The organism is Lawsonibacter sp. (genome assembly GCF_022777125.1).
GTDB lineage: Bacteria > Bacillota > Clostridia > Oscillospirales > Oscillospiraceae > Lawsonibacter_A > Lawsonibacter_A hominis.
The window spans coordinates 1-26,516 of sequence record NZ_JALFGV010000065.1 but is presented as its reverse complement, the minus strand read 5'-3'; the positions used below and the strand labels follow the sequence as shown (position 1 = coordinate 26,516).

Genomic DNA, 26,516 nt, shown 5'->3' with positions numbered 1-26,516 from the left:
GCAGGCCGCACACCACAGAAGTGCCGGAGCGCTGCGACGGCACACCGGACGGCGGGGTTCCCACGCCGCCCGGCAACGTGCCAGGCTTGCGCTCCCCCGCAGGGCCCCGCAAGGGGGGGAGCGCGGCGGAGGCCCAACAGGGCCGAGGCCAGCGCACCCCCGTTAAGCTCCGCCGCGCCGGACTGGGCCGCAGGCCCTTACTTGATAATAGGACGTTATTCCGTCAGGAGGTGAGCAGACTATGACTGAAAACCCTTACAATCTGGGCGTTTCCGCCTCTGAATTGCTTTGCACGGGCCGCGTCAAATCTTACCCGGACGGCTCCATGGAGCTCATGGCCTGCTCCGCCCCCGTCTTCAAGCCGTCCGGCTGGGAGACGACCGGCTGGCATGCTCCCGCGCCTGATGTATCACCAAACGGTGACAGAAAGCCCAAATCATCGAACGCATGTTCTAACGAACGTGCTATGCGCAGGGCCCGCGCCCAGGTACGGGATTTGGCCCTTTGCACCCCCTTTCGGTGGTTCGTCACCCTCACCCTCGACCGGGCCAGGGTAGACCGTTACGACATGAAGGAGATTACCCGGCATCTCAACCACTGGCTGGACAATCAAGTGCGCCGGAGGGGGCTTTCTTACGTCCTTGTCCCCGAACGGCACAGGGACGGGGCCATCCACTTTCACGGCTTCTTCAACGACGCGCTGGAGGCGGCGGACAGCGGCACGCTGTCCCTGCCGGGCTCCAAAACCCCCAGGAAGCCCAGGAGCGCCCGCCAGCGGGCCGAATGGCTGGCCCAGGGGGCCCACCCCGTCTTCAACCTTCCGGGCTGGCCTTGGGGCTTCACGACGGCAATTGAGCTGTACGGGGAGTACCCCCGCGCCGTGAACTATGTGTGCAAGTACATCGGCAAGGACGGGGAGAAGATCGGCGGGCGCTGGTATTACTCCGGGGGCAGCCTGGGCCGCCCGGAGGTCAGCTATGAGGACATCAGCTATCGGGAGGTGGAGGCCCTGCCGGGGGCCTTCACCTTCACGCCGGAGGGCTCCGGGCTGGGCTTCGCCCTGGCCCGTGTGCCCGCCGAGCACTACAAGGAGGTCTGGAATGATGAAATGGGAAGAGTTGGCATGGGAATTGCTACAAGCTCCGGCGCAGGATGCGGTGCGCCTGGCCTTCGCAGATTCGGCGGAGGTGCTGGAAGTGCTGGGCAAGCTGGATTTGCGGGCCCTGGTGGAGTGCGAACGCAAGCCGGGGGGCTTTGTCCGGGTGAAGCTGGCCGACCGGATGGCCCTGTTGGCCGCGCTGGTGAAGGCGGGCTTTGGGGACGGCGGGGATGACCCGGAGAAGGCGGCCGCCTTCTTCCGGGCCCTGGACGAGGCCGCAAGCACTGGGAGAGAGGAAGGGTAAGGCCATGGAGCTTGTCGCGCTTGTGGCGCTCTGCGCCGCCCTGACCGTGGCCCTGTACTGGCATCAACACCGATGATTTGACAGTTTCAGGAAAGTAAAGCAGGGGGCGCGGGCCCTGGGGCCCAGCGGCATTCCTGCAAAGTAGAGGGGCTTTACCCCAACGGAAAACAGGAGGGTTAGACCAATATGAAAACCGAGTATCTCTTGCACCAGCAGGTCGGCCACGTGCTGGCCGCCTTGACGGCGCAAAATCGCCTTATTGCACGGGTGTGTTTACACACCGGGCTGCGCGTCGGGGACGTGGTGGCCCTGCGCACCAAGGATTTGGGGCGGCAGTTCATGGTCACGGAAGCCAAGACCAAGAAGCGCCGGAGAGTGGGCCTGCCGGATGCCCTGTTGGCCGATATCCGCGCCCAGGCCGGGCCCGTGTGGGCCTTTCCGGGCCGCTCCCAGGGGCACAAGACCAGACAGGCCGTTTGGTGCGACGTGAAGCGCGCCGCCAAGGCGTTCCGCCTGCCGCAGAACGTTGGGCCCCACAGCTTCCGCAAGGTCTACGCCGTCGAGTTGTTGGACAAGTACGGCGATCTTCGCCGCGTCCAGCGGGCCCTGAATCACTCCGGCGTGGAGACAACCATGATTTATGCTATGGCCGACCGCCTCCTAGAAGCCAAAAAGGCCGCCAAGATTTGCAGGCGTCCTTGACGCTGGCCCGGCCCGCGTGGTAAACTTGGGGGGTATCAGGTCAGCAGGTGAGGAGGTGTTGGGCTGGCTCAGGCTTTGTTCCAACTCAACAAAATAAAAATTTTGTTGAGTTGGAGGGAGGAGAATTGAGCCGGCCCGCTCTATGGACTATCGTTCGGAAGCTCCAGCCATTTTACGGGATTTTCTGGTTTACCATGAGACGATCCAGGGTCACTCCCGCAAAACGGTCGATGAATACTATTTGGATCTGCGCAACTTTTTTCGTTTCATCAAACTGGAAAAAGGCCGGGCTCCGCGCACTGCGGAACTCGATGACATTCCCATTGACGACGTTGACCTTGCACTGGTCCGCGCGGTAACGCTTACGGACGTGTACGCCTATATGAGCTATCTCAGCCGGGACCGCGCCAAACACGCCAACAGTCCCAATACCGCCTATGGGCTGACGCCCGCCGCGCGGGCCAGAAAAATCGCTACCATCCGTTCTTTCTATAAGTATCTCACCAACAAGGCGAAATTAATCAGCGAAAATCCCATGCAGGATCTGGATGCTCCGCGTCAAAAGAAAGCATTGCCCCGGTATCTGGATCTGGAGGAAAGCATTCGGCTTCTGGAATCTGTGGACGAGCCGAATCGAGTCCGTGATTACTGCATTCTGACCCTGTTTTTAAACTGTGGCCTGCGTATTTCGGAGTTAGTTGGATTGAATCTAACAGATGTTCGAGATGATCAGCTGCGGGTACTCGGCAAGGGAAACAAAGAGCGGATCATCTTCCTCAACGACGCCTGCCGTCAGGCCATCGATGCGTGGCGGGACGAGCGCAGCCGCTTGGCGGCTGCGGACAAAAACGCATTGTTTTTGACGCGGAAGCATACCCGAATGACCACGGACGCGGTCCATTATATGGTCAAGCAGCGTCTGAAAAAGGCCGGACTGGACGCCTCCCTCTATTCCAGTCACAAGCTGCGCCATACAGCGGCGACCCTGATGCTCCAAAACGGTGTGGACGTGCGTACGCTTCAGGAGGTGTTGGGGCACGAGCATTTAAATACGACGCAGATCTATACCCACGTGGATAATGACGATCTGCGCATCGCGGCCCGGGCCAATCCGCTTGGGAGCCTCAGACCGCAGCGAAAAGCGCCGAAAAGCGATCCCACAGATGAATAAAGCAGAGACCGCCCCGCCGCCAGACCTCAGGAAGGGCCTGGCGGACGGGGCGGCATTTGATTTTGCGGGAGGACCGGCGGTTTGGACTTCTCCCCTTCTTCCGGACCCGCCGCCCCCTCGGGCGGATAGGCGCCCAGCACGTGAAGAAAGCGGATCTCTTCAAAAAAGTAAGTACTCAGCGGCCGCCAATCCGCGTCATAAGAGTGAGCGGCGACAAGCGTATTTTCCAGCGTAGCGGGCTGGCCGATCTCCACGATGATAGGCGTATGGCTGAACACTTCCTTCTGAAAGCGGAACTGAACAAAGTCGCCCGGCTCCATCTGCTCCAACGTCGTGGAACTGCCGAACGGGCCGGGAGACTGCTCCTGGCGGGTCAAAAAACGGTAAAAGTATTCTACTCCCGTCCATGCGGGCGCCTTGTTATTGGCGTCAATGTAATACCAGCCGAAAACCGGTGTAAAGTTCATCACGCCGGTCCCTGCATAGAGACACTGGGAGGCAAAATTGGTACAGTCTCCCCCAATCTCTTCATAGTCATAAAAGGCCGGATTGCGGCTGTAAGCCCATTTGTGGGCATACGCCACAGCAGCCTGCCGGTTATAGGGGATCACACGGGTCACAGCGGTCAGTCCTTTCCTGATGCTGTGGCATCCTATGCGCCCCGGAGCAGCCTTGCTACCTCCCCCTCCGGCAGCGTACGGCCCAGGATAGCCCGCAACTCTTCCTCCGGATCTCGGGAGGGCGGCGGAGACACTGAACACGCCTCCCAAGCCTCCGCTGTGCCGTATTTCAGTGTCGACCAGTTTGGATTGAGGACCGACCCGTTTGCAAGCGCCGTTGCGTACCGTTGTTCCAGAAGAAACTGGAACGCTTTTTGATACCGCGTATGGTCCAGCAGGGACAATTGCTTCCATTCACCGGTCTCGAGGGGCGGGCTGTTCTCCAAAATTCTGTAAAGACTGGCGGCATCCGGCGGCATGGGTCTGCGTGGGCGGCATTGCCGCAACAGGAAGTAGACCCGAGGCGCCAAATACACGGTCCTGTGTCGGAAGAATTTACTCAAAAAGAGGGCTTTCCGGTCGATGAGCGCAGTCATCTCGCCCCAAGTGAATCCAAAGTCATCCAGCGACGGCAGGTAAGGATTTCGATTGCATGCAAGAATCCCCATGGCATCCAGGTATTCCGCCAGTGTCATTGCCAGCCTCCTTCCTTCCAAAAAGGAGAGGGGGCTCCCCTCTCCTTTTCTTTGGCGATCGTTACGCCTTGCCGTCGCAGCCCAGCACGTCGATGAGCTTGTGCTTGACCAGTTCCTTGATATTGGCGCGGGCGGGTTTCAGGTACTCCCGGGGGTCAAACTTGTCGGGATGCTCGGCAAAGAACTTGCGGATGGTGCCGGTCATGGCCAGGCGCAGGTCGGAGTCGATGTTGATCTTGCACACCGACAGAGAAGCCGCATGACGGAGCTGATCCTCCGGCACGCCGATCGCGCCCGGCATATTGCCGCCGTTCTCGTTGATCATCTGCACATATTCCTGGGGCACGCTGGAGGAACCGTGAAGCACAATCGGGAACCCCGGAAGACGCTTGGAGACCTCCTCCAGAATGTCAAAACGCAGCTGGGGCTTGGTGCCGGGCTTAAACTTGTACGCGCCGTGGCTGGTACCGATGGCGATAGCCAGGGAATCACAGCCGGTCTTGGTCACGAACTCCTCCACCTCGTCGGGGTGGGTGTAGGAGGAATCCTCGGCGGAGACTTTTACCTCGTCCTCCACCCCGGCCAGGGTGCCCAGTTCGGCCTCCACCACCACGCCATGGTCGTGCGCGTAGGCGACGACCTGCTTGGTGATCTCGATATTCTCGGCGAAGGGCTTGGAGCTGGCGTCGATCATAACGGAGGTAAAGCCGCCGTCGATGCAGGACTTGCACAGCTCGTAGGAATCGCCGTGATCCAAATGCAGGCAGATTGGCAGGCCGGTCTCGAGGATGGCGGCCTCTACCAGCTTCATCAGGTAGGTGTGGTTGGCATAAGCGCGGGCGCCCTTGGACACCTGGAGGATCAGGGGGGCGTTGACTTCCTTAGCAGCCTCGGTGATGCCCTGCACGATCTCCATGTTGTTCACGTTGAAAGCACCGATCGCATAACCGCCGTCATATGCCTTCTTAAACATTTCCTTAGTGGTAACCAATGGCATAGAAGCTCATCTCCTTTTTAGTTTGCTTCACAATTTTATCAGTTATCATTGATAATTGCAATAGGACATGGTATGATATTCACGCAAATCTTGCATTAAATACAAAAATTCTCGAGTTAACAGGAGGCATAGTATCCATGAGTGAATTGAGAGGCGCTTGCATTATCGGCCAGTCCGGCGGTCCTACCGCGGTGATTAACGCCAGTGCGCTGGGCGTCATCCGAACCGCGCTGGACACGGAATGCATCACCCGCGTGCTGGGGGCCGCCCACGGCATCAAAGGCGTGCTGGACGATCGGCTGTATGATATGAACCAGGAGGACGCCGCCGAGCTGGAGCTTCTGAAGTACACCCCCTCCTCTGCCCTCGGCTCATGCCGCTATAAGCTGGCGGACCCCGACAAGGACGACACCGACTACAAACGGATCCTGGAGATTTTCCGCAAATATGATGTGCGCTACTTCTTCTACAACGGCGGCAACGACTCCATGGACACCTGCAATAAGATCTCTAAATATATGCAGAAGGCCGGCTATGAATGCCGTATCATGGGCGTGCCCAAGACCATTGACAACGATCTCAACGGCACCGACCACTGCCCCGGCTTTGGTTCCGCCGCCAAGTTTATCGCCACCACCTGTATGGAGGTCCACCGGGACGCCCACGTGTATGATACCGGCATGGTGACCATCATCGAGATCATGGGCCGGCACGCCGGCTGGCTGGCCGGTTCCGCCGCCCTGGCCACCTGGGCGGGGTATGGCCCCGATCTGATCTATCTGCCCGAGACCGATTTTGATCTGACCGACTTCCTGGACGATGTGCACCGGGTGTATGACAAGACCGGCAAGTGCATGGTGGCTGTGTCCGAGGGCATCCACCGTGCCGACGGCACGTTTATTTCCGAGGCCAAGACCTCTGCTACCGACGGTTTTGGACATGCGCAGCTGGGCGGCCTGGCCGCCATGCTGGCTGACGCGGTAAAGCTGGAGACCGGGGCCAAGGTCCGCGGCATCGAACTCTCCCTGCTCCAGCGCTGCGGCTCCCACACTGCCTCCAAGACCGACATCGACGAGGCTTTCCTTGCGGGCAAGGCAGCCGTGGAGGCCGCCGTATCCGGCATCACCGATAAGATGGTGGCGTTCCGGTGCACCCGCGAAGGCGGCTATACGTGCCAGACCAGCCTGGAACCGCTGGAGATCGTAGCCAATGCAGAGAAAAAGGTCCCCCGTGAATGGATCAATGCAGTGGGCAACGGCGTGGAACAGCCCTTTATCGACTACGTGCTCCCCCTGATCCAGGGCGAGCCCGACGCCCCCAGAAACAACTCCCTTCCCCGCTTCGCCAAGCTCAAGAAGGTGCTGGCCCACTAAACCGCATAGACTGGAGAACTGGTCCGGCAAGGCGCCTGCCTTGCCGGACCAGTTCTGTTACTGCACGCCGGTCAGGGCGCGCATGACGGTATACGTCTGCTCATCCAGCCCCTTCTGCATCGCAAGGGCTTCGGTGATATCATAATCGACATAGGCGTCGCCCTGCATGGCGACCACCCGGCAGGTCTTTCCCTCCGCCAGAAGGCGGACTGCCTCATAACCCATATAGGTGGCGGCGGTCCGGTCGCGGGAGGTGGGCGCCCCGCCCCGCTGCACATGCCCCAGCACGGTGACCCTGGTATCCAAAGAGGTGGCGTCCTTGATCTTCTGCGCCACGTTATAGGCGCTGTCCACGCCTTCCGCCACGATGACCATGAAATGGGTACGCCCGCCCAAACGGGCCCGGCGGATGGGTTCGATCACATCCTGCTCATAGTCGGGGGTGCGTTCGGGCACCAATACGGCGGTAGCGCCGCAGGCTACGCCCACGTTCAGGGCCAGGTGGCCGGCATGGTGCCCCATGACCTCCACCACCGAACAGCGTTCGTGAGACTGCATGGTATCCCGCAGCTTGTCGATGCACTCCACGGCGGTGTTGCATGCGGTATCGTAGCCGATGGTATAAGTAGAGCAGGCGATGTCGTTGTCGATGGTGCCGGGGATGCCGATGACGCTCAGCCCCTGCTGCGCCAGGCAGAGCAGTCCGCGGAAGGTACCGTCGCCGCCGATGCCCACCAGCGCGTCCAGACCCAGCAGTTTGCAGGTGGCGGCCGCCTTCTCCTGGCCCAGCTTGGCCTTGAAGTCCTCGCTGCGGGCAGAGTAGAGCATCGTTCCGCCCCGGCGGGACAAGCCGCTGACGCTTTCAAAGGTCAGGGGCACAAAGTCACCGTTGATGAGGCCGTGATAGCCCCGGCGGACGCCGATGCACTCAATGCCCATGTGCAGGCAGGTGCGCACCACGGAGCGGATGGCGGCGTTCATACCCGGGGCGTCTCCGCCGCTGGTGAAAACGCCGATCCGGCGTACAGGCTGATCCATGAAAACTACCTCCTATCAATCATCTGGGGCCGAACCGGCTCAAACCTTCAGTTCGGTCTCCTTCCCATTCAGGGCGTCGGCATATCGTTCCAGCACCGGCTGTACGTCCTCCCGCAGGAAATCCTCCACCTGCTGAGGACAGCGGCCGATGTAGCGCTCGGGCTCCAGGTGAGCGGTCAGCTCTTCCCGGCTCATTCCGAACAGCGGATCCGCGGCGATCAGATCGATCAGATTGTTGGCCTCGCCCCGGTCCTTCACGTTGGCCCCGGCCTGCTGAGACAGAACCCGGATGCGCTCGTGGAGCTCCTGGCGGTTTCCGCCCCGTTTCACCGCGTCCATCATGATATTCTCGCTGGCCATGAAGGGCAGCTCCTCCAGCACGTGGCGCCGGATCACCTGCTCATGCACCACCAGTCCGGAGGCCACGTTGGCATAGATATTCAGGATGGCGTCTACCGCCAGGAACGCCTCCGGTACCGAGATGCGCTTGTTGGCGGAATCGTCCAGCGTACGCTCAAACCACTGGGAGGCGGCCGTGACGGCCGGGTTCATCGCGTCGCACATCACATAGCGTCCCAGCGCGCAGATGCGCTCACAGCGCATGGGATTGCGCTTGTAGGGCATGGCGGAGGAGCCGATCTGACTGGCTTCAAAAGGCTCTTCCACCTCCTTCAGGTGGCAGAGCAGACGCAGGTCCGTGGCAAATTTGCTGGCCGACTGCGCGATCCCGGACAGGGTGGCCAGCACCGCCGCGTCCACCTTCCGGGAATAGGTCTGGCCGGACACGGACGCCGTGGCGGCAAAGCCCATCTCGGCGGCGATCTTCCGATCCAGCTCCTTGCATTTCTCATGGTCTCCTTCAAAGAGCTCCAGAAAGCTGGCCTGGGTACCGGTGGTGCCCTTGCTTCCCAACAGCTTCAGGCTGTCGATCCGGTAGCTGACTTCGTCCAGATCCATCAACAGCTCGTTCATCCACAGCGTGGCCCGCTTGCCCACGGTAACCAGCTGGGCGGGCTGGAAGTGGGTAAAACCCAAGGTCGGCAGCGCCTGATAGCGCCCGGCAAAGTCGGCCAAGTGCTTCAGCACCCGCACCAGCTTTTCCCGGATCAGCAGCAGAGCCTCCCGCATCAGGATCACGTCGGTGTTATCCCCCACGTAACAGCTGGTGGCGCCCAGATGGATGATGGGCATCGCCTTGGGGCACACCTCACCAAAGGTGTGGACATGCGCCATGACGTCGTGGCGGAGTTTTTTTTCGTACGCGGCGGCCTTGTCGTAGTCGATGTCGGTGAGATGCGCCTCCATCTCGTCGATCTGCTCCTGCGTCACCGGCAGACCCAGCTCCATCTCGGCCCGGGCCAGGGCCACCCACAGGCGGCGCCAGGTGGAGAACTTTTTGTCCGGAGAGAAGATGAACTGCATCTCGTCGCTGGCGTAGCGGGAAGACAGGGGGCTTTCATAGCGATCGTTCATGCAAAGACCTCTTTTTTCTTGTTTTTTAACGGGAACATCATACCACAGGAACACGGCGGGGGCAAGCCCCCGCCGCAGCGGCGCCCGAAAAAGTACCAAGCCGCCTTGCGGCGGTGCTTGGCGCGGAGCGGGCGGCAGAGCTCGGCGGCGCTTTCCCGGCAGTCTGAACGGCGGGGGCAAGCCCCCGCCGTTCAGACTGTATTTCTCTACTCCCCCGCCAGGAACTTTTCCAGACGGTCCAGTCCCTCTTTGATGTTGCCCATAGAGGTGGCGTAGGACCAGCGGACAAAGTTGGGCGCACCAAAGCCGGAGCCCGGTACCACCGCGACCAGGCCGTATTTCAGGAATACGTCGGCAAACACGTCGTCGTTGGTGATCTCCACGCCATGGATGGTCCTGCCGATCAGCTGTTCCAGGTTCATCATCACATAGAAGGCGCCCTCCGGTTTGATACAGCTGACCCCCGGTATGGCGTTCATACGCTGAACGATGTAATCGCGCCGCTCCTCGAACGCCCGGCGCATCCGTTCGATCTTCTCCTGCGGGCCGGTCAGCGCCTGTACCGATGCCTTTTGGGACATGGTCACCGGAGAGCCGGTGGAGTGGCTGACGTAATTGGCCATGACCTTGGCGATCCTGGCGTTGGCACAGGCGTAGCCGATGCGCCAGCCGGTCATGGCATAGGACTTGGATACGCCGTTGACGAGAATCGTCTGTTCCTTGGCCTCGGGGCTCAGTGCGGCGAAGCTGGTGAAGGACTTGCCGTCATAGACCAGACCGTAGTAGATCTCATCGGAGATCACATAAAGCTCGTTCTCCACACAGACCTTGGCGATGGCCTCCAGCTCCTCCCTGCCGTACATCATGCCGGTGGGGTTGGAGGGATTGTTGAGGATGAGCGCTTTGGTCCTGGGGGTAATGGCCGCCGCCAGCTTTTCGGCGGAGAGCTTGAAATCCTCCGCCTCCGTAGCGGTGACCACAACGGGTACGCCGCCCGCCATGCGGATCAGCTCATAGTAGCTCACCCAGAAGGGCGCGGGCAGAATCACCTCGTCCCCGGGGTTGACCAGCACCCGCAGGGCCAGATATACGATATGTTTCGCGCCGCTGCTCACCACCACCTGGCTGGGCACATACTCCAGCCCACAGTCGATCTTCATGCGGTCGCACACCGCCTGACGCAGCTCCACAGTGCCTGCGGCCGGCGTATAACGGGTCAAATTGCTTTCAATCGCGGCGATCCCCGCCGCTTTGATCTCGTCCGGGGTGTCAAAATCAGGCTCGCCCGCGCCGAAGCCGATCACGTCGATCCCATCGGCTTTCATCTGTTTAAACATGGCGTCGATGGCCATCGTGGTGGAGGCCTGTACGGCCTCTGCGATCCTGGACAACTCTTTCAATGAAATCTCTCCCTTGAACTCAAAATCATGACATATTATATGCGCCAACTTGCAAAATTGCAAGTCCTTATTTCTGATTTTCCGCAAAATGTGAATGTTGATGATGTCTATAATGCAAAAAGGGGGACATCCATGGCAATCTGCCAATGGATGTCCCCCGCAGATGCGGTTCAGGCTGCCGTTCTGGCCTTGACGACCCGTACGATGACGGAGCTGAGCACCAGATTGATCGCCATCTCCAGAAGGAAGTTCAACCCCACCAGAACGGTGATGACATAGTAGACCAGCGCAGTCCCGCCTGCCCATGCCACCAGCGTGTCATAGTAGAACCCGGCCAGTCCCAGGCAGAAGATGCCGGTGTTCACCACCGGACACATAATGCCCGCAAGGATGGAACCGGCCATGGGGCTGCGCTGTGCCAGCGCACGGTAGACCGCCCCCGCGGCCAGCCCGGCCAGCGCGCCCTTGACGACGCAGAGGATCAATGTAACCAAAGGCCGGGCGGTAAACAGAATATTGCCGCCCATGTCCCAGCCGGCCACACAGGCGATGAACACCACGACGCCGAACACGCCGCCCAGATAGGCGCCCGCGCCCGCGCCGTACAGCGCCGCGCCGATGATAATGGGGGCCAGGGCCAGCGTAATGGTAAAGGGTCCGAACTTGATGAAGGATGCTACTATCTGCAGGACAATGATAATGCCCGTCATCAGGGCCAGTCCTGTCAGACGCTGGGTCTTTGCGCTTGCTTTCATAGGAAAATTACCTCCTGCTGCCGCTCTCTCTCCGAGATGCAGCGCAAATATTTACTCACGGCTTACGCCGTTGAGTACCGTTTTATGGGTCACGCCCTCCGGTGCTTCTCCGCATTTTTTTGATACAGCAGATAAAGCCCGTCCATGACCAGGTCCGCATCGTAAATGATATTGTGTGTGCAGTATTTCAGTACCTTGGCGGCGTTTCCGCCGGTAGCCACCACCGTGACCGGCTGTCCGGCCACTTCCTCCATACGCCCGATCATGCCGTCCACCATGCTGGCATGGCCGTAAAGCACGCCGGAACGCATGGCATCCTCGGTGGTGCGGCCCAGCAAGGGCACCGGCGCGGCCGTCTCCATGGAGATGGGCGGGAGGGCCGCCGCCCGCTCTGAGAGGGCTTCCAGCGCCAAGCGCAGGCCCGGCATAAGAATGCACCCCTCATATACGCTGCCCTTCAGCAGAGACATGGAGGTGGCCGTGCCCATATCGATGACCACAGAAGGGCTGGGATACTTATGGATGGCCGCCACGGAGGAAGCCACGATATCGCTGCCCAGCTGGTTGTGGATCTCCGCCTTAATGTTCAGACCGGTCTTGATGCCGGGTCCCACGACCATGGGGCTGCATCCAATCAAGCGTCCCACGGCAGCCGTCATCGTGGCCGTCAGGGAGGGGACCACGCTGGAGAGGATCGCGCCGTCCACCGAGCCGATCTCCGCCCCATAAAGGCCGAATACCCCCAGCAGGTCGATGGCGCAGCGGTCTTTCGTTTTGTCCTTGTCCGTCTCCAACGCGGAGAGGAAGGACAGCCTGCCCGCGGCGTCGAACAGGCCGACCGTGGTATTGGAGTTGCCTACATCTACCGCCAGGATCACGGACGCTCCCCCTCCCCTATCGTTTCGTCGTTCCAGCGCTTTTTGAGTGCACGTAAGGCAAAACCGCTGGGTGCGCGGCGCTGCCGCACGGAATCCGCCCTTCCCGGCCGGTCCGTCAGGCATCATTCTAGCAGAAAGACGGCGGCACGTCAAGAAAGCCGCGCCCCGCGCGGCAATTTTGTCCGCGGGGCACGGCCTTTCCGGCAGGCTTGCGCTTGTTTTGCAGTACTGCCTTTACAACTTCTGGCAGATCAGCTCGCCCATTTTACGGGTGCCGACGGGCGTTACGCCAGGCTCCGCGATGTCGGCGGTACGCCAGCCCTCCGCCAGGACTGCGTCCACCGCCGCTTCAATGGCGTCGGCCTCAGCGGCCCGCTGGAAGGAGTAACGGAACATCATGGCCGCCGACAGAATCGTGGCGATGGGGTTTGCCTTGTCCTGGCCGGCGATATCGGGAGCAGAGCCGTGGATGGGCTCATACAGGCCGGGCGCCCTGTCCCCGATGGACGCGGAAGGAAGCAGTCCGATGGAGCCGGTGACCATGCTGGCCTCGTCGGACAAAATGTCGCCGAACATGTTCTCGGTGACCAAAACATCGAACTGGCCGGGGTCCCGGACCAGCTGCATGGCACAGTTATCCACCAGAAAATCCTCGTAGGCTACGTCGGGATACTCCTGGGCCAGCCGGTGCATGACGCTGCGCCACAGGCGGCTGGTCTCCAGGACGTTGGCCTTGTCCACGCTGGTGACCTTCCTGCGGCGCAAGCGGGAAAGCTCAAAGGCGCGGCGTCCGATACGCTCGATCTCATGCTCGGAGTAAGCCATCCGGTCGGCACACTCCACGCCCCGATCGTCCGTCTCATACTTCTCCCGCCGGCCGAAGTAGATGCCGCCGGTGAGTTCCCGCACCATCATCAGGTCGATGCCCCTTTGGGCGGTCTCGGTTTTCAGGGGGCATGCGTCAATCATGGCGGGACGCAGCGTGGCGGGGCGCAGGTTGGCATACAGCCCCAAATCCTTCCGGATCGCCAGAAGGGCGGTCTCGGGCCGCTGCTCTGCGGGCTTGTCCGCGCCCCACCTGGGGCCGCCCACGGCGCCCAGCAGCACCGCGTCGCAGGCCCTGCATTTCTCCGCCGTGCCGTCGGGGTAGCTCTTCCCCACCGCATCGGTGGCGCAGCCGCCCAGCAGTACGTCCACGAATTCATAAGTGTGTCCAAACGTTTTCCCCACGCGCTCCAGTACCTTGACGGCCTCCCCCACCACTTCGGGGCCGATGCCGTCGCCGCGGATCAGTGCGATCCTGTAGTTCATTACCGTGCCACCCCCCGGTCCTTGAGCGATTTGAGCAGGCCGCCGCTTTCAATGATATTGCCGACGAATTCCGGGAAGGGCGCGGCCTGATAGGTCTTTCCGGTGGTCTCGTCGGTGATGCGCCCGGTGGCGAAGTCCACGCTCACCTGGTCCCCCGCCCGGATCTCCCGGGACGCCTGGGCGCACTCCAGGATGGGAAAACCGATGTTGATGGCATTGCGGTAGAAAATACGGGCAAACGACGGGGCGATGACGCACTTGACGCCGCAGGCCTTGAGGGCCAGGGGCGCATGCTCCCGGGAGGAGCCGCAGCCAAAGTTGGCCCCAGCCACCACGATATCGCCTTTCTCTACGGTGGAAGCAAAACCCGCGTCGATATCCTCCATACAATGGCAGGCCAGAGACTTCTCGTCGGGAGCGTTCAGATACCGGGCGGGGATGATCACGTCGGTATCCACGTTATCGCCATATTTGTAAACCTTCATGGTAACGATCCTTTCTTAACGCGGCGGGGAACGTTCCCGCCCGGTCATTTTGGACCCGTCGCAGACGGGACGCGCAAGCGGAGCGCAGCAAGCGGCCTGGACCGCAAGCGCCTGCCGCAGGGACAGGCTGACCCGCCCCAAGGGGAAACGGAAGCGGCGCCGTTTACAGCGTCCTGGGGTCGGCCACGCAGCCCGCCACGGCGGATGCGGCGGCCACCGCGGGATTGGCCAGAATGATCTCCGAGGTGACGGGACCCATGCGGCCCACGAAATTGCGGTTTGTGGTGGAGATGGCCCGCTCCCCGTCGGAGAGCACGCCCATATGGCCGCCCAGGCAGGGGCCGCAGGTAGGCGTAGACACGGCGCAGCCGGCCTGGATAAAGGTCTGGATCAGCCCCTCGGCCATGGCGTCCAGAGTGATCTGCTGGGTGGCTGGGATGACGATGCAGCGCACGCCCTTGGCCACCCGGCGGCCTTTGAGTACCGCCGCCGCCTGGCGCAGGTCCTCCAGGCGGCCGTTGGTGCAGGAGCCGATGACCACCTGATCGATGTGGGTGCCCGCGACCTGGTCCACGGTGCGGGTATTGGAGGGCAGGTGGGGCAGCGCTACGGTGGGCTGGAGCTGGTCCAGGTCGATGACCACTTCCCGCTCATACTCCGCATCCGGGTCGGCCTCCACGGCCTGCCAGGGGCGGGTCACGCGGCCCTCCAGATAGGCGCGGGTCCTGCCGTCCACCGGAAAGATGCCGTTCTTGGCGCCCGCTTCGATGGCCATGTTGGCGATGGTGAACCGGTCGTCCATGGACAGGGAGCCCACTCCCTCCCCCGCAAACTCCAAGGACTTGTACAGCGCGCCGTCCACACCGATGGTCCCGATCAGATGGAGGATCACGTCCTTGCCGGACACGCAGGGCTGCAGCTTCCCCTTCAGGGTGACTTTGACGGCGGCGGGGATGCGGAACCAGGCAAGGCCGGTCGCCATGCCGGCCGCCATATCGGTAGACCCTACACCGGTGGAGAACATTCCGACCGCGCCATAGGTGCAGGTATGGGAGTCCGCGCCGATCATGCACTCTCCGGGGGCGGTCAGTCCTTTTTCCGGCAGAAGGGCGTGCTCCACCCCCATGCAGCCCACATCATAAAAATGGGTGATCTCATACTTCTGTGCAAATTCCCGTACCTGTGCGCAGAGCTGAGCCGCCTTGATGTCCTTACAGGGGGTGTAATGATCCAGCACCAGAGCGATCTTTTCCCGGTCGAACACCCGGGTCAGACCCGCCTTATTGAATTCTGAGATAGCCACAGGGGTGGTGATATCATTGCCCAGCACCAGATCCAGCTTGCCTTCCACCAGCTGGCCGGGCACCACGTGATCCAGCCCGGCATGGCGGGCCAGGATCTTTTGGGTCATTGTCATTCCCATCTTTGGGCGCCTCCTTTATGATTTTCCTCCACAGCATAACATGGGGCTTGCTGAAAGAATGTAAAACGTGTTACAATCAAAAAAAGAGGTGAACGGCATGACTTCCAGAGACATATGGGCCCCCCTGGCGGAACAGCAGCAGCCCCAGTCCTATCCGCCCGGCCGCCTGATCTATCTCCAGGATACCCAGGCGCTCCAGTTCTACTATATCCGCTCCGGCACCGTGAAGTGCTTTATCAGCTCTCCGGAGGGGGACGAGCGTACCCTTACGCTCCACCACGCCGGCGACCTGATCGGGGAGGCCGCCTTCTTCGACCGCCAGCCCAGGGTCTCTTCCGCCGTAGCCGTCACGCGGTGTGAGCTGGTGGCCGTGGACCGCTCCCGGCTGGAGACGGTCTTTGCCCTGCATCCGGATCTGGCCGTCTCCATGCTGGAATATCTGGCCCGTACCATACGCCTGCTCTCCGTCCACGTGGACGGCGCCTTTCTCCAGGCCGACCGGCGCATCGCCCGGCACCTGCTCTCCCTCTCCCCCGACCCGCAGGGTCTGCTCCACTGCACCCATGAAGATATCGGTTCCACCGTCGGGGTAAGCCGGGTCACGGTGAGCCGGGTCCTGGGTGAATTTGACCGTCAGGGCTGGATCGAGACCGGATATAAAAGCATCAAGATTCGGGATCCAGGCGCTCTGACCGAGCTGCTCTCCGGTGAAACATAACGACCGCGCGGCAGGCGTACGCCTGCCGCGCGGTCGCTTTATTCTTTTGAAAAGCGTTTCTGAGAGAGAATCTCAAAGTGGAACTTTTTCTGGAGGGTCCCCAGAATGCCGTCCGGCAGGAACAGGATCACCAAAATGGCGATCAGGCCCAGAATGATATTGGAGTAACCGGGATAACTGGCCAGCATCTCTTCCAGCACCGTGTAAATGATGGCGCCCAGGATGGGACCGCCCATAGTGCCGATGCCGCCGATAATGACGATGAACACGATGGATACCGTCCAGTTGATGCCGAAGCCTCCGCTGGGATAGATGCTGCCCTTGTTCAGATAGAACACCCCGCCGGCCAGAGCGGTAAAAAAGCCGCAGATGACAAAGCACAACAGCTTAGACTGGAAGATATTCACACCCACGCTGGAAGCCGCGTCCGCGTCGTCCCGCATGGCGGTGAGGCCCAGGCCGATCTTGGAGCGCAGCAGCAGGTAGATGACTACCAGGGAGACGACGCACAGCACCAGAGCGATCATATAGATCTCGGTCGTGCTGGGATAAGGCTTGGCCTTGATCGTCATGCCCGCACCCTGCTTGACGAAGGTCCAGCTGGTGAAAAAGGTCTTGAGGGCCTCGGCCACGACCCAGGTGGCGATGGCGAAATACATGCCGCGCATCCGGAACAGGAGCACGGACAGCCCCAGGGCCAGGGCCGCGCCCAGCACGCCGCCTACGGCAAAGCCCGCCCAGTAGGAGGCGCCGTAGGTGAAGGTCATGACCGCCAGGGAATATCCGGCGATCCCGATAAAGGACTGCTGGCCCAGACTTGTCATGCCGGTGTAACCGCTCATCAGGTTCCACATGGAGCCCAGGCAGCAGTACAAAAAGATCTTGAGCAGGTAGCGCTGGGTGTTGCTGGAGAGCACTCCGGTCAGGGGCAGGATCACCAGCAGCGCCACAATGACCACGGCGGTGATGAGCATGGGCAGGCCGCCGAACACACGGACCTGCTTGTGGGCGGAGGCTTCTAAGGTTTTCGTCTTCATTTCGTTTCCTCCTCCCTTACTTTGAGAACAGGCCCTGGGGCCGGACCGCCAGCATGACCAGCAGGACGATGTAGCTGATAAACATGCCGTAGTTGGCGCCGCCGATGACCTGGGCCAGGCCGAAGACCAGGCCGGCCACCAGAGTGCCGGGAATACTGCCCATGCCGCCGATGACCACCACGCCGAAGGCGATGAGCAGATATTCGCCGCCAGAGCTGGGATAGAAGGTCCAGCGCATGCCGACGCACAATCCGGCAATGGCCGCGGTGGCCATTGCAATGCCCATGGCCACGCCGTAGGTCTTCTTGACGCTGACCCCCATCAGGGATGCCGCCACCGTATCATCCGAGGTGGCGCGGATGGCACGGCCCATATACGTCTTGCGCAGGAACAGCGTCAGCACCAGGATGGTGATGAGGCTGATGGCGAAAACCACCAGATTGAGCACCGAGATGGAGATACCGCCGAGGTTCAGGCTGGCGGTGGCATAGCTGACGCCGATCTTTTGGGCATCCGCGGTAAACAGCAGCAGCATGGCGTCCTTCAGGATGATGGACAGGCCGAAGGTGACCAGCAGCGCGGGTTCCGCCCCCCGCAGCATGACCCGGTTGATGAGTACGCTCTGGAGCACCATGCCCAAAAGGAACATAACGGGGACGGTGACGACCAGTGTCAGAATGGGATTGATCCCCAGTGCGCTGGACAGGATGGTGGAGCCAAAGGCGCCCATAATGATGAACTCCCCGTGGGCCAGGTTCGTCAGCTTGACGATACCGAACATCATGCTCATACCGACGCCGAGGAGGGCATAGATCGCACCCAGCAGGATACCGTTGATCAGGATTTGCATTCTTCCCCCTCCTCCTTACAGGCCGAAATAGGCCTTTTTGATTTCTTCTTCACCCAGCTCCGCAGAACGGCCGGACAGGACCACCTTGCCCTTGAGCATGACGTGACTGATCTCGCCGGTCTTGATCGCCCGCTTGGTGTCCTGTTCCACCAGCACCACGGTCATGCCCTCGCCGCTGATCTGCTTGATGCGGGCATAAATATCCTTGATAATGGTGGGGGCCAGGCCCAGGGAGATCTCGTCAAAGAGCACCAGCTCCGGGTTGGTCATCAGCGCCCGGCCGATGGCCACCATCTGCCGCTGGCCGCCGGAGAGGCTGCCGGAGAGATCGTTGCGCTTCTCCTTGAGCACCGGGAAGAGCTCGTACACCCGCTCCAGAGAGTCCTTGACCTTGGCCCGTGCGGCCTTGGGGTAGCTGCCCATGACCAGGTTGTCCTCCACAGTCATGCGGATGAAGCAGCGGCTGCCCTGGGGCACCAGCGAGAGGCCCCGCAGCACGACCTTTTCTGCCGGCATTCCGGTAATGTCTTCCCCCTTGAAGGTGATCGTTCCGGCAGTCGGCTTATGCACCCCGGCGATGGTGTCCATCAGGGTGGATTTGCCCGCGCCGTTGGCGCCGATGACCGAGACGATGATCCCCTGCGGCACGTCCAGCGTGGCCTCCTCCACGGCGACAAAGTCGCCGTATTTGGCCTGGACGCCCTCTACTTTCAGGATAGGCTCACTCATCTTCTTCCACCCCCAGATAAACTTCTTCCACCAGCTTGGAGTTCATGACCTCCAGGGGCTCCCCCACCAGCAGGTTGTGGCCCTCGGACATACACATCAAGGTGTCCGTGGACTCCACCATGGTCTGGATGACGTGTTCGATCCAGATAATGGAGTAACCGGCGGCCTTCAGGTTGGCCACCATTTTCATGACATCCTGGACCTCCGCCTCGGTCAGGCCAGCGGCCACCTCGTCCAGCAGCAGCAGCTTGGGCTCGGTACCCAGGGCCCGTGCGATCTCCAGCCGCTTGCGGTCCAGCAGCGTCAGCTCACCCGCCCGGATCTCGCGCTTTTCATACAGCTCGGTGAGCTTCAGCGCCTCCAGGGCCACCCTGCGCCCGTCTTTCTCCGAATGGCCCGCGCCGTGGACGGAGGCCACCAGGACGTTTTCAAATACGCTCATGCCCTCGAAGGGACGGGGCACCTGATAGGTGCGCCCGATACCCAGCTTGCAGCGGGCGGCGGCGTTCGTTTTCGTTACATCATGCCCGTCATAGGCGATCTTTCCCTTGGTCGGGATGATCAGGCCGATCAGGGCGTTGAACATGGTGGTCTTGCCGCATCCGTTGGGGCCGATGACGCCGTAGACCTCGCCACGTTTCATTTCAAAGCTCAGGTCATTCAGGATCTGAACCCGGCCGTAGCCGGCGTTCACGTGTTCGAACGACAGAATGGTATCCGTATCCATGTTTCCCTCCCGTATTGCGAAGCTGGGGCGGACGGAGAGCCGAGACTCCCCCGCCCGCCCCGGTCAGATCCGTTGCGCTTGGGTTTTCGCTCTTACTTGTTGGAAGCGTTTCCGGCGATGTACGCGCCAGTGGTGGAAACCTCGGGGAACACGCTGTTGTCGATGATGACCAGCTCCATCGTGCCGTCCTCCGCGCGCTGCCACTGACCGCCGCAGACTACGGTGTCGGAGTAGTGCAGGCCGCCCATGGTGTTCTCATACTTGATGGGGCCGACAATGGTGGTCACGTCCAACTGGGACAGGGCGTCGCGGACCGCCGTCTTGTCCGTGGTGCCCGCAGCCTGGAAGGCCTCGACGGCCAGCTCCATGGCGGCATAACCATAGCCGGCGGGCTGGGGCATGGGACGGCCGCTGTTGGCGGCGGAGTAGGCCTCGCCCAGCTGTGCGCAGGTCACGCCGGTCAGATCGGAGGTATAGGGGTGATCGGGGCTCCACCACACCTCGGTCATGACGCCTTCCATGATGTCCTCGCCGATGGCTTCCATGTCGCCCAGCAGCAGGCAGCACTTGCCCATGGTGACGCAGCCGACTTCAAGGCCGCTCTGCAGGGCCTGGCTCCACAGATTGGAAAAATCGGGAGGCGTGTTGGTACCGGCCAAGACGTCGATCTCGGCGCTCTTGAACTGGCTGATCACGTTGGAGAAGTCGGTCGTCCCGGCGGGGTACTGGCCGGGGTCCACCAGTTCGTAGCCGTCTTCGGCCACCTTCTGGGTAAAGACCTCGTACCAGGCGGTGCCGTCCGCGTCGTTGGCGAACGCCACGCCCACCTTGTGGCCCTGGCCGGGGCCGTAACCGGCCGCCGTCCACAGGGCCTTGTACTGCTCGTAAACATTCTCGATCGTCCAGAAGGCGTGATAGGTCCACTCATACTCATCGGCGGCGCCGGCCACGGCATTGACAGGCGCCTGGATGGCCACGCAGGGCACGCCGTAGCGCTCGGCCACGGAACTGACGGGGATGACGGTCTCGGGAGTCTGGATCGCGACGATCAGGTCCACCTTGTCCTCTTCACACAGCTTCTGCGCCATCTCGGTACAGGTAGTGGTGTCGGACTTGGAGTCATACAGAACAACTTCGACGTTCTTCTTTTCGCCGTCCACCTCAATGCCGCCCAGGGTGTCGTTGACATAGGAGGTGATCTGGTCGATGACCCACTGGCCGCCTTCGCCGTTTCCGGCCAGAGCGCCGGTGGAGGGGTTCACATAACCGATCTTGATGGTACCGCCGCTGGAGCCGCCGGAGGAACCGCCAGAGGAGCCGCCGCCCTCGTTGCCGGAGCCGCTGCCTCCGTTGCCGCCGCAGCCGGCCAGCAGGCCGGCTGCCATGACCACGCAGAGCAAGAGCGCGAGGATAGGTTTCTTCTTCATCGTTCGATCTCCTTTCATTGCTTCAGCCGGGCGTCAAGGGCTTTTCCCCTGTCTGTCAAGGCTGAGCTTCTGACCGAATTCTATCAGTTTTTCCCTTAAGCAAACCTTAAGCGCCCCCTTATGCAACCTTAAGTTTTTATGCAACACACGTTTTTGCGGCCAAACTTTTTGCTCCGTTTTTGTTCAATATGACCAGCCCCCTGTTGGGGGCGCCAATTTTGGAAGCGGTGTTTGCAGGAAAAAATGCGGAAGGCCCCGCCTTGGCAGGTCCCTCCGCATACGTTCAGGCTTTTCCCTTTTCCCGTACCGGGAGCGTTACCGCAAATGTCGTTCCCTTCGGCCGGTTGTGCGCCGCTGTGATTCGCCCGCCATGGCGCGTTACGATCAGGCTGGCGATGTAAAGCCCCAGGCCGCTGCCGTCCGCCTTGGACTGCTGGCGCTCCTCCCGGTAAAAGCGGGTAAAGATCTTGCCCAGCGCCTCATCCTTGATTCCCACCCCGGTATCGGATACGGCCAGCACCGCTTTCCCATCGGCCATCTGCGCGGAAACCCGGATGCTGTCTCCCGGTTCGGTATACTTCAGCGCGTTTTCCAGCAGGATGGCCAGAAGCTCGGTGAGCAGCTGACGATCGGCCTGGATATCCAGACCGTGCTGAAGCGTACACGCCATCGTCTTGCCCGCCGCTTCGGCCTGGTAGCGAAACGGCTCGATAAAATCCCCCACCATCTGATCCAGATGGATGTTTTCCCGGTGGATGGTCATCTCCGCAGCCTGAAGCTGTACCATCTCCAGCAGATTGGAGGCCATCTTGCGCAGACGGCTGGTCTCAGTCAGCGAATTCATGATAAGGTCGCTTCGCTCGATGATCCGCGCCCCCGGCGTATCCAGCAGCAGCTCCAGGGAGCTGTGGATGACCGCCAGAGGGGACCGCAGCTCATGCGAGGCATAGCTGATGAATTCATCCTGCCGTTCCCACGCCTCGGTCACGCCCTGGACCAGCGTTTTGCTCAAAAACCACCCCACTATCAGTACCAGCAGCATCGCCGCCAGGGTGCACTGCACCAGTACCCGCAGGATGATGGCCAGAGAGGCTTCGATCTCCGTGGAGTCGGTGGTCATCTGGACATAAAAGGTCTCCCCCGCCGAAGTGGTCACAGCAAGCGTGTAGGTGCGGTAATAGAGCACAAAGCTGTTGCGCTCCACCGATTCGGTCTGCATGCCGTGCGCCCCGGCCTGAAAGCCGACGTTGAGCATGTAATCAAAGCTGGACAGATACTCCGCGTTGAGAATATTTCCCTGACGATCCCGCAGCAGCAGGAAAATGCGGTAGGTGATCACATAGCTGCCCCGGTCGGTATAGACAATGTTCTTGCCGTTTTGAAAGTTCTCCACGGCGCCGTCCACATTGGACTCAATGGCCTGGGCGGCATGCTCCATCTGACGGTCCACATCCTCATAGAGGGCGCCCTCCGCCACCGCGTATACGATCAGATCGAAAATACCGAACAACGCCAGAAATACCACGAACAAAAGCAGCATATACCGCAGGCGGCGCTGCAGCAAGAAGGCTTTTCTATCCATAGAGCTCGCTGTCGTCGGTGAGGATATAACCGATCCCCCGCACGGTCTTCAGATACTTTTCATAGTCGTACTGCCGCAGAAGCTTCCGGATCTGACTGGCATAGACTTCCACCACGGAAAAATCCGTAGCGGAATAGAAGCCCCATACGCGCTGGAACAGGCGTTCCTTATGTACGATCACGTTCTTGTTTTCCACCAGATAGTAAAGAAAATCGAACTGCTTGCCGTGCAGGTCCAGTTTCCCGTCCCCGATACGGGCGGTGCGGGTATTGGTCCACAGCGTCAGCTCCAAAAAGCGCAGACCTTCGCGCTGAGCGCTCTCATCCCGCCGGGTGCGGCGCACCAGTGCGTCCAGCCGGGCCTGAAAGATATCCAGATCAAAGGGCTTGGACAGGTAGTCGTCCGCCCCCGCCCGCAGGCCCTTCACCTGGTCGGAAGCCTGTCCCAGGGCGGTCAGCATAAGCACCGGCGTGGTGATGCCTCCGCCGCGCATCTGCTCCAGCACTTCATAGCCGTTGAGCCGGGGCATCATCACGTCCAGAATGATCACATCGAAGCTCTCCCGGGCTAGACGCTCCAACCCCTCTTCTCCATCGAACGCCTGGGTCATGTCGAATTTGTGCTTGAGGCTCTCACAGATGTTGTTGGACAGGATCCTGTCATCCTCTACGATCAGCGCTTTCATGAAGCCGCTCCCTCCTCCCCCGTCCCGGCCGGGCCGGGTATGGGGATGATATCTGCTGTAACCGGGATCTCCGGGATCAGATAATTGCCCACGATCTCCTGACGGTAGGTGCCGTCCGCCCCCATGACCCACTGTCCGGTCACACAGGGCATCACGGACACATGCTCTTCATTGAAGGAGACATAGCCCACCACGGTGTCCAGTCCGGTCTCCTCCGCTGCGGCATTGATGGCGTCCAGCTCCAGAGAACCGGCCCGCTTTAGGATATCATACAAGATCTCCACATTGGCGTGCTTATATCCAACGGTGGGCGGCGCGTCCGTCAGCGCGGGATCAAACCGCGTCCGGTAATCCTCCGCCAGTTCCTGACAGCTCCAGCCGTTGATGGAGGAGGTATAGGGAAAATCGGAACGCCACCACACCTCGGTGATCAGGCCGTTGGCCGCTTCCCCCATGGCCTCCACGTCGGCGGCGAACAGGCAGGACTTCGCAACCGTGCACATCTTGGGCCGGTAACCGGCGGACAGGCATTCCGACCAGAAGGCGGAAAAGTCAGCCGTAGTCATCACGCCCAAAATGATGTCGCATGGGGCGGCGGCAAAGGCCTCCACGGTGGCGCTGTAGTCTTCCATACCGATGGCATAGCGCCCCGGGTCCACGATGGTATAGCCTTTGGCCGCGGCAAATTCCGTAATGAAAGTGGTGATCTCGATCCCCTCGCTGTCGTTCGCCGTGAGCAGGCCGACCGTCTTGTTGCTGTCGATCTGCTCCCAGGCATCCAAAAAGCAGAGCATCTCCCGTTCGTTGTCAAAAAAGGTGTGCCAGGAGTTCTGGTAAGGCCCCCCCAGTACCCAGGCGGACGCCGGTGCGTCTACCGAAATGCAGGCGATCCCTGCGCGCTCGCATACGGCGGACACCGGAGAGACCGTATCCGCCGTATGCGAGACGATCATGATATCCGCCCCCCGTTCGATGAGCTCCAGGGCGGCCGCGCCGGCTCCCGCCACATCCGATCCGGAGTCGGCATAGATCAGCTCCAGCCGGCAGCGCTTCCCATCCAGCACCACGCCGCCCTGTTCGTTGACCGCGTCGATGGCCGTCTGCTCCACATAGGGGGTCCCCTGTCCGAAGGAGGCCAGCGTACCGGTCAGCGGGACCACACGGCCCACCAGCACCGTATCGTCAAAGATCCAGCTTCCGTCCTCCGCCTTCCCTGAGGGCGCCGGTTCCGGCCCACGCGGACGGCACGCGGACAGTGTGAAGGCCAGAGCCAGGCATAACAGCACGGCCGCCCCTCGTCTCATTCGCCACGCCTCCCCCTTTGGCTGTCGTTTTCTCTATTCTATCGGATTGTCAAACGGATTGCAAGGTGATTCAGAGCCCCTCCGCTTTCTGTGCTCCATCCGTGCCGGTCTCTCCATGCTTAAGGCTGTAATAATAGCTTCCCCTTCCCAGCCCGGCCGCCACCCCTTCCGCGAAGGTCCCCAGCTTGGCCGCCGCGGCCAGGCCCAGGCGGCGCAGTCCGTAGGCCGGTCCGAACCGCGCTATGATTTGAACCGAGGAGCGGATATCGTAAAAGGCCCGGCTGGAGCGCATAAATTCCTTCTGGAGTTCCCAGGCGGTCATGTGCTTGGGCCGAAACGTCACGTTCATCATGTCGAACTGTTCCCAATCGCGGGTCAGTATCCGCCCCTCCTCCCGGTACTGCTCATAAACGGCGGTGCCCGGGAAGGGCGTCAGAATGGCCGGTTGGAGCTGATATGCTCCGATTTGCCTGGCAAACGCCACGGAGCGGCGGATATCCTCCGGCGTATCGGCGTCGATCCCCAGCACCAGACTGGCGATCAACCGGATCTTGTGCCGTGCCAGAGCCGCGCCGCAGGCTTCGATATCAGCCACCCGCTGATGTTTTTCGACCTGATCCAGCGCCTGCTGATTCAGGGATTCAATGCCGACCAGGACCCGGTTCAGATGCGCCTGCTCCAGCAAATCAAGGAGCTGCTCATCCCGGTAGAGGTCGGTACGTCCAAAAAAGAAGGTCTCCCGGAACACCAGATCCTCTGCAATCATCCGGCGGCAGATTTCTTTAGCGTAGTCCGGGTCGGCCGTAAAATTGTCGTCTTCAAAGTTCATATAGCGAAAGCCCAAACGCTTGTAGCAGCGCAATTCCGCGATCACGCTCTCCACGCTGCGCCTCCGGTAAGGCCGGAACATCCGGGAGGTGGTGCAGAAGGAACAGCAATAGGGGCAGCCCCGGCTGGACATCACGTTAGCCGTGTCGCAGCGGGTCTTCAAAATGGAGTAATCCGGAATGGGAACGCAATCCAGGTCTTCCACACAGGGCGCACGGACGACGGCGTCCCGGATGCGGCCCTCCACCACGTCCAGGATGACCCGCTCCCCTTCTCCGACGATGACCTGATCGGCGTGCTCCGCCGCCTCCTCCGGCAGGGTGCTGGGGTGGATGCCGCCCAGGATCACCCGCGCTCCGGTCTCCCGACGGAAGCGGTCGGCCAGCTCGTAGGCCCGCGGCGCGGTGGATGTCATGGCGTTCAGACAGAATACGTCCACGCCTTTGGTCAGCCGCTTGTAATTCAGGGTGGTATAGAGCTCCTCATAGACCTCCACCTGATGCCCCGCCGTCTTCAGAATGTGGCCCAGGATCAGCGGACCCGTGATGGCGTTTGTGTGCCCGTAAAAAGAGCCGCCCAGCCGGTAGAAGCGCTGGCGCCGCAGCCAGCTGGCGGGCGTGATGAATACAATTTTCATAAGGGGCCTCTCTTTCTTGGTTCGCGCGCGGCAGCCCTGCCCCCGGCCCGGGCCTGGTATCGGTCTGTCAGGCGCTCCTATTCTTCTCTATTCTGCCCCCACCTCCGATGACCCAAACAGCAGCGGACAAGGCGGTCAAAACAGACCCAAAGGCCTGTTTCGACCCAGCCTGTCCCAAGATGAAGGAACTCTGCAAGGCGCTCCTGCGGGATGGTTTTTCAACCGTCAGGCTGTTGAAAAACCCTCTTGGAGAAGAGCCTCGCAGAGTTCCGTCGTCCGCAGACGACGGAAGGAAAGAAATCTCCGTCATTTCCGGCGACATGCGCGTCGGAAATGACACCTCTCATGACGGACAGGGCGACTTTTCTGCCAGAATCGAGCCCTGTCC

At 61.0% G+C, this 26,516-nt stretch carries 25 protein-coding genes and 1 pseudogene; 6 read left to right on the top strand and 20 right to left on the bottom strand.

Annotated elements, in window-relative coordinates:
* Positions 1–241 precede the first annotated feature (241 nt).
* The 3 genes from MR825_RS05285 (at position 242) to MR825_RS05275 (ending at position 3,276) form a co-directional block, all read left to right on the top strand.
* Positions 242–1,333, top strand: coding sequence for a rolling circle replication-associated protein (locus MR825_RS05285; protein ID WP_287879305.1), 1,092 nt, complete (start codon positions 242–244; stop codon positions 1,331–1,333).
* A 256-nt stretch (positions 1,334–1,589) separates the two neighbouring features.
* Positions 1,590–2,105 (top strand): tyrosine-type recombinase/integrase, encoded by a 516-nt coding sequence (locus MR825_RS05280; protein ID WP_287879303.1) that lies wholly within the window; start codon positions 1,590–1,592, stop codon positions 2,103–2,105.
* Positions 2,106–2,247: 142 nt separating this feature from the next.
* Complete coding sequence (locus MR825_RS05275) at positions 2,248–3,276, top strand: tyrosine recombinase XerC (protein ID WP_186906468.1); 1,029 nt, start codon at positions 2,248–2,250, stop codon at positions 3,274–3,276.
* A gap of 125 nt (positions 3,277–3,401) precedes the next feature.
* Here the strand turns inward: MR825_RS05275 and MR825_RS05270 are convergent.
* From MR825_RS05270 to fba, 3 genes and pseudogenes are all read right to left on the bottom strand, one after another.
* Positions 3,402–3,896 (bottom strand): annotated as a pseudogene (locus MR825_RS05270) (amidase domain-containing protein); the annotation flags it as partial.
* Between the two features lie 32 nt (positions 3,897–3,928).
* On the bottom strand, positions 3,929–4,471 hold the full coding sequence (locus MR825_RS05265) for a hypothetical protein (RefSeq protein ID WP_186906466.1): 543 nt from the start codon (positions 4,469–4,471) through the stop codon (positions 3,929–3,931).
* A gap of 61 nt (positions 4,472–4,532) precedes the next feature.
* Positions 4,533–5,468: a class II fructose-1,6-bisphosphate aldolase gene (fba, locus tag MR825_RS05260; protein ID WP_186906465.1), complete on the bottom strand. Its 936-nt coding sequence runs from the start codon at positions 5,466–5,468 to the stop codon at positions 4,533–4,535.
* A 137-nt stretch (positions 5,469–5,605) separates the two neighbouring features.
* Between fba and MR825_RS05255 the strand changes: the two genes are divergently transcribed.
* The gene (locus MR825_RS05255; protein ID WP_287879300.1) at positions 5,606–6,841 is read left to right on the top strand and encodes a 6-phosphofructokinase; all 1,236 of its coding nucleotides are present in this window, start codon (positions 5,606–5,608) and stop codon (positions 6,839–6,841) included.
* A gap of 57 nt (positions 6,842–6,898) precedes the next feature.
* On the opposite strand, the gene MR825_RS05250 is transcribed toward MR825_RS05255, so the two are convergent.
* The 8 genes from MR825_RS05250 to leuC all read right to left on the bottom strand — a co-directional run bounded on the left by MR825_RS05250 (position 6,899) and on the right by leuC (position 15,604).
* The gene (locus MR825_RS05250) at positions 6,899–7,879 is read right to left on the bottom strand and encodes an ATP-dependent 6-phosphofructokinase (RefSeq protein ID WP_186906463.1); all 981 of its coding nucleotides are present in this window, start codon (positions 7,877–7,879) and stop codon (positions 6,899–6,901) included.
* 39 nt (positions 7,880–7,918) lie between these two features.
* Complete coding sequence (gene purB / locus MR825_RS05245) at positions 7,919–9,352, bottom strand: adenylosuccinate lyase (RefSeq protein ID WP_186906462.1); 1,434 nt, start codon at positions 9,350–9,352, stop codon at positions 7,919–7,921.
* A gap of 206 nt (positions 9,353–9,558) precedes the next feature.
* Positions 9,559–10,752: a pyridoxal phosphate-dependent aminotransferase gene (locus tag MR825_RS05240; RefSeq protein ID WP_243204646.1), complete on the bottom strand. Its 1,194-nt coding sequence runs from the start codon at positions 10,750–10,752 to the stop codon at positions 9,559–9,561.
* Between the two features lie 170 nt (positions 10,753–10,922).
* Positions 10,923–11,507 (bottom strand): ECF transporter S component, encoded by a 585-nt coding sequence (locus tag MR825_RS05235; RefSeq protein ID WP_186906461.1) that lies wholly within the window; start codon positions 11,505–11,507, stop codon positions 10,923–10,925.
* Positions 11,508–11,596: 89 nt separating this feature from the next.
* On the bottom strand, positions 11,597–12,385 hold the full coding sequence (locus MR825_RS05230) for a type III pantothenate kinase (RefSeq protein WP_186906460.1): 789 nt from the start codon (positions 12,383–12,385) through the stop codon (positions 11,597–11,599).
* Positions 12,386–12,619: 234 nt separating this feature from the next.
* On the bottom strand, positions 12,620–13,696 hold the full coding sequence (leuB, locus tag MR825_RS05225) for a 3-isopropylmalate dehydrogenase (protein WP_186906459.1): 1,077 nt from the start codon (positions 13,694–13,696) through the stop codon (positions 12,620–12,622).
* Positions 13,696–14,181, bottom strand: coding sequence for a 3-isopropylmalate dehydratase small subunit (locus tag MR825_RS05220; protein WP_186906458.1), 486 nt, complete (start codon positions 14,179–14,181; stop codon positions 13,696–13,698). The genes leuB and MR825_RS05220 overlap by 1 nt, the downstream gene beginning before the upstream one ends.
* A 163-nt stretch (positions 14,182–14,344) precedes the next feature.
* The gene (gene leuC, locus MR825_RS05215; RefSeq protein ID WP_186906457.1) at positions 14,345–15,604 is read right to left on the bottom strand and encodes a 3-isopropylmalate dehydratase large subunit; all 1,260 of its coding nucleotides are present in this window, start codon (positions 15,602–15,604) and stop codon (positions 14,345–14,347) included.
* Positions 15,605–15,701: 97 nt separating this feature from the next.
* Here leuC and MR825_RS05210 point away from each other — a divergent pair, with 97 nt between their 5' ends.
* Positions 15,702–16,322: a Crp/Fnr family transcriptional regulator gene (locus MR825_RS05210; protein WP_256174887.1), complete on the top strand. Its 621-nt coding sequence runs from the start codon at positions 15,702–15,704 to the stop codon at positions 16,320–16,322.
* Positions 16,323–16,360: 38 nt separating this feature from the next.
* Here MR825_RS05210 and MR825_RS05205 read toward each other — a convergent pair whose 3' ends face one another.
* From MR825_RS05205 to MR825_RS05165, 9 genes are all read right to left on the bottom strand, one after another.
* Positions 16,361–17,359: a branched-chain amino acid ABC transporter permease gene (locus MR825_RS05205; protein ID WP_186906455.1), complete on the bottom strand. Its 999-nt coding sequence runs from the start codon at positions 17,357–17,359 to the stop codon at positions 16,361–16,363.
* A 16-nt stretch (positions 17,360–17,375) separates the two neighbouring features.
* Positions 17,376–18,209: a branched-chain amino acid ABC transporter permease gene (locus tag MR825_RS05200; RefSeq protein ID WP_186906454.1), complete on the bottom strand. Its 834-nt coding sequence runs from the start codon at positions 18,207–18,209 to the stop codon at positions 17,376–17,378.
* Positions 18,210–18,224: 15 nt separating this feature from the next.
* Complete coding sequence (locus tag MR825_RS05195) at positions 18,225–18,938, bottom strand: ABC transporter ATP-binding protein (RefSeq protein WP_186906453.1); 714 nt, start codon at positions 18,936–18,938, stop codon at positions 18,225–18,227.
* Complete coding sequence (locus MR825_RS05190) at positions 18,931–19,665, bottom strand: ABC transporter ATP-binding protein (protein WP_186906452.1); 735 nt, start codon at positions 19,663–19,665, stop codon at positions 18,931–18,933. Before MR825_RS05190 ends, MR825_RS05195 begins: the two co-directional genes overlap by 8 nt.
* Positions 19,666–19,757: 92 nt before the next feature.
* Positions 19,758–21,092: an ABC transporter substrate-binding protein gene (locus MR825_RS05185; RefSeq protein ID WP_186906451.1), complete on the bottom strand. Its 1,335-nt coding sequence runs from the start codon at positions 21,090–21,092 to the stop codon at positions 19,758–19,760.
* A gap of 283 nt (positions 21,093–21,375) precedes the next feature.
* The gene (locus tag MR825_RS05180) at positions 21,376–22,674 is read right to left on the bottom strand and encodes a sensor histidine kinase (protein ID WP_186906450.1); all 1,299 of its coding nucleotides are present in this window, start codon (positions 22,672–22,674) and stop codon (positions 21,376–21,378) included.
* On the bottom strand, positions 22,667–23,359 hold the full coding sequence (locus tag MR825_RS05175) for a response regulator transcription factor (RefSeq protein WP_186906449.1): 693 nt from the start codon (positions 23,357–23,359) through the stop codon (positions 22,667–22,669). The genes MR825_RS05180 and MR825_RS05175 overlap by 8 nt, the downstream gene beginning before the upstream one ends.
* Positions 23,356–24,663 carry an ABC transporter substrate-binding protein gene (locus MR825_RS05170; RefSeq protein ID WP_186906448.1) on the bottom strand — a complete coding sequence of 436 codons (1,308 nt, stop codon included), beginning with the start codon at positions 24,661–24,663 and terminating at the stop codon, positions 23,356–23,358. The genes MR825_RS05175 and MR825_RS05170 overlap by 4 nt, the downstream gene beginning before the upstream one ends.
* Before the next feature lie 70 nt (positions 24,664–24,733).
* Positions 24,734–26,128 (bottom strand): B12-binding domain-containing radical SAM protein, encoded by a 1,395-nt coding sequence (locus MR825_RS05165; protein ID WP_287879282.1) that lies wholly within the window; start codon positions 26,126–26,128, stop codon positions 24,734–24,736.
* Between the two features lie 179 nt (positions 26,129–26,307).
* On the opposite strand from MR825_RS05165, the gene MR825_RS05160 reads away from it, so the two are divergent.
* The coding region (locus MR825_RS05160; RefSeq protein ID WP_287879279.1) for a hypothetical protein at positions 26,308–26,516 on the top strand (209 nt) is incomplete at its 3' end.

Excerpts from the sequence above, each read along its gene's own strand:
- MR825_RS05285 (WP_287879305.1), top strand. The coding sequence starts at position 242 with ATGACTGAAAACCCTTACAATCTGGGCGTTTCCGCCTCTGAATTGCTT.
- MR825_RS05280 (WP_287879303.1), top strand. The coding sequence starts at position 1,590 with ATGAAAACCGAGTATCTCTTGCACCAGCAGGTCGGCCACGTGCTGGCC.
- MR825_RS05275 (WP_186906468.1), top strand. The coding sequence starts at position 2,248 with ATGGACTATCGTTCGGAAGCTCCAGCCATTTTACGGGATTTTCTGGTT.
- MR825_RS05265 (WP_186906466.1), bottom strand. The coding sequence starts at position 4,471 with ATGACACTGGCGGAATACCTGGATGCCATGGGGATTCTTGCATGCAAT.
- fba (WP_186906465.1), bottom strand. The coding sequence starts at position 5,468 with ATGCCATTGGTTACCACTAAGGAAATGTTTAAGAAGGCATATGACGGC.
- MR825_RS05255 (WP_287879300.1), top strand. The coding sequence starts at position 5,606 with ATGAGTGAATTGAGAGGCGCTTGCATTATCGGCCAGTCCGGCGGTCCT.
- MR825_RS05250 (WP_186906463.1), bottom strand. The coding sequence starts at position 7,879 with ATGGATCAGCCTGTACGCCGGATCGGCGTTTTCACCAGCGGCGGAGAC.
- purB (WP_186906462.1), bottom strand. The coding sequence starts at position 9,352 with ATGAACGATCGCTATGAAAGCCCCCTGTCTTCCCGCTACGCCAGCGAC.
- MR825_RS05235 (WP_186906461.1), bottom strand. The coding sequence starts at position 11,507 with ATGAAAGCAAGCGCAAAGACCCAGCGTCTGACAGGACTGGCCCTGATG.
- leuB (WP_186906459.1), bottom strand. The coding sequence starts at position 13,696 with ATGAACTACAGGATCGCACTGATCCGCGGCGACGGCATCGGCCCCGAA.
- MR825_RS05220 (WP_186906458.1), bottom strand. The coding sequence starts at position 14,181 with ATGAAGGTTTACAAATATGGCGATAACGTGGATACCGACGTGATCATC.
- leuC (WP_186906457.1), bottom strand. The coding sequence starts at position 15,604 with ATGGGAATGACAATGACCCAAAAGATCCTGGCCCGCCATGCCGGGCTG.
- MR825_RS05210 (WP_256174887.1), top strand. The coding sequence starts at position 15,702 with ATGACTTCCAGAGACATATGGGCCCCCCTGGCGGAACAGCAGCAGCCC.
- MR825_RS05205 (WP_186906455.1), bottom strand. The coding sequence starts at position 17,359 with ATGAAGACGAAAACCTTAGAAGCCTCCGCCCACAAGCAGGTCCGTGTG.
- MR825_RS05200 (WP_186906454.1), bottom strand. The coding sequence starts at position 18,209 with ATGCAAATCCTGATCAACGGTATCCTGCTGGGTGCGATCTATGCCCTC.
- MR825_RS05195 (WP_186906453.1), bottom strand. The coding sequence starts at position 18,938 with ATGAGTGAGCCTATCCTGAAAGTAGAGGGCGTCCAGGCCAAATACGGC.
- MR825_RS05190 (WP_186906452.1), bottom strand. The coding sequence starts at position 19,665 with ATGGATACGGATACCATTCTGTCGTTCGAACACGTGAACGCCGGCTAC.
- MR825_RS05185 (WP_186906451.1), bottom strand. The coding sequence starts at position 21,092 with ATGAAGAAGAAACCTATCCTCGCGCTCTTGCTCTGCGTGGTCATGGCA.
- MR825_RS05180 (WP_186906450.1), bottom strand. The coding sequence starts at position 22,674 with ATGGATAGAAAAGCCTTCTTGCTGCAGCGCCGCCTGCGGTATATGCTG.
- MR825_RS05175 (WP_186906449.1), bottom strand. The coding sequence starts at position 23,359 with ATGAAAGCGCTGATCGTAGAGGATGACAGGATCCTGTCCAACAACATC.
- MR825_RS05170 (WP_186906448.1), bottom strand. The coding sequence starts at position 24,663 with ATGAGACGAGGGGCGGCCGTGCTGTTATGCCTGGCTCTGGCCTTCACA.
- MR825_RS05165 (WP_287879282.1), bottom strand. The coding sequence starts at position 26,128 with ATGAAAATTGTATTCATCACGCCCGCCAGCTGGCTGCGGCGCCAGCGC.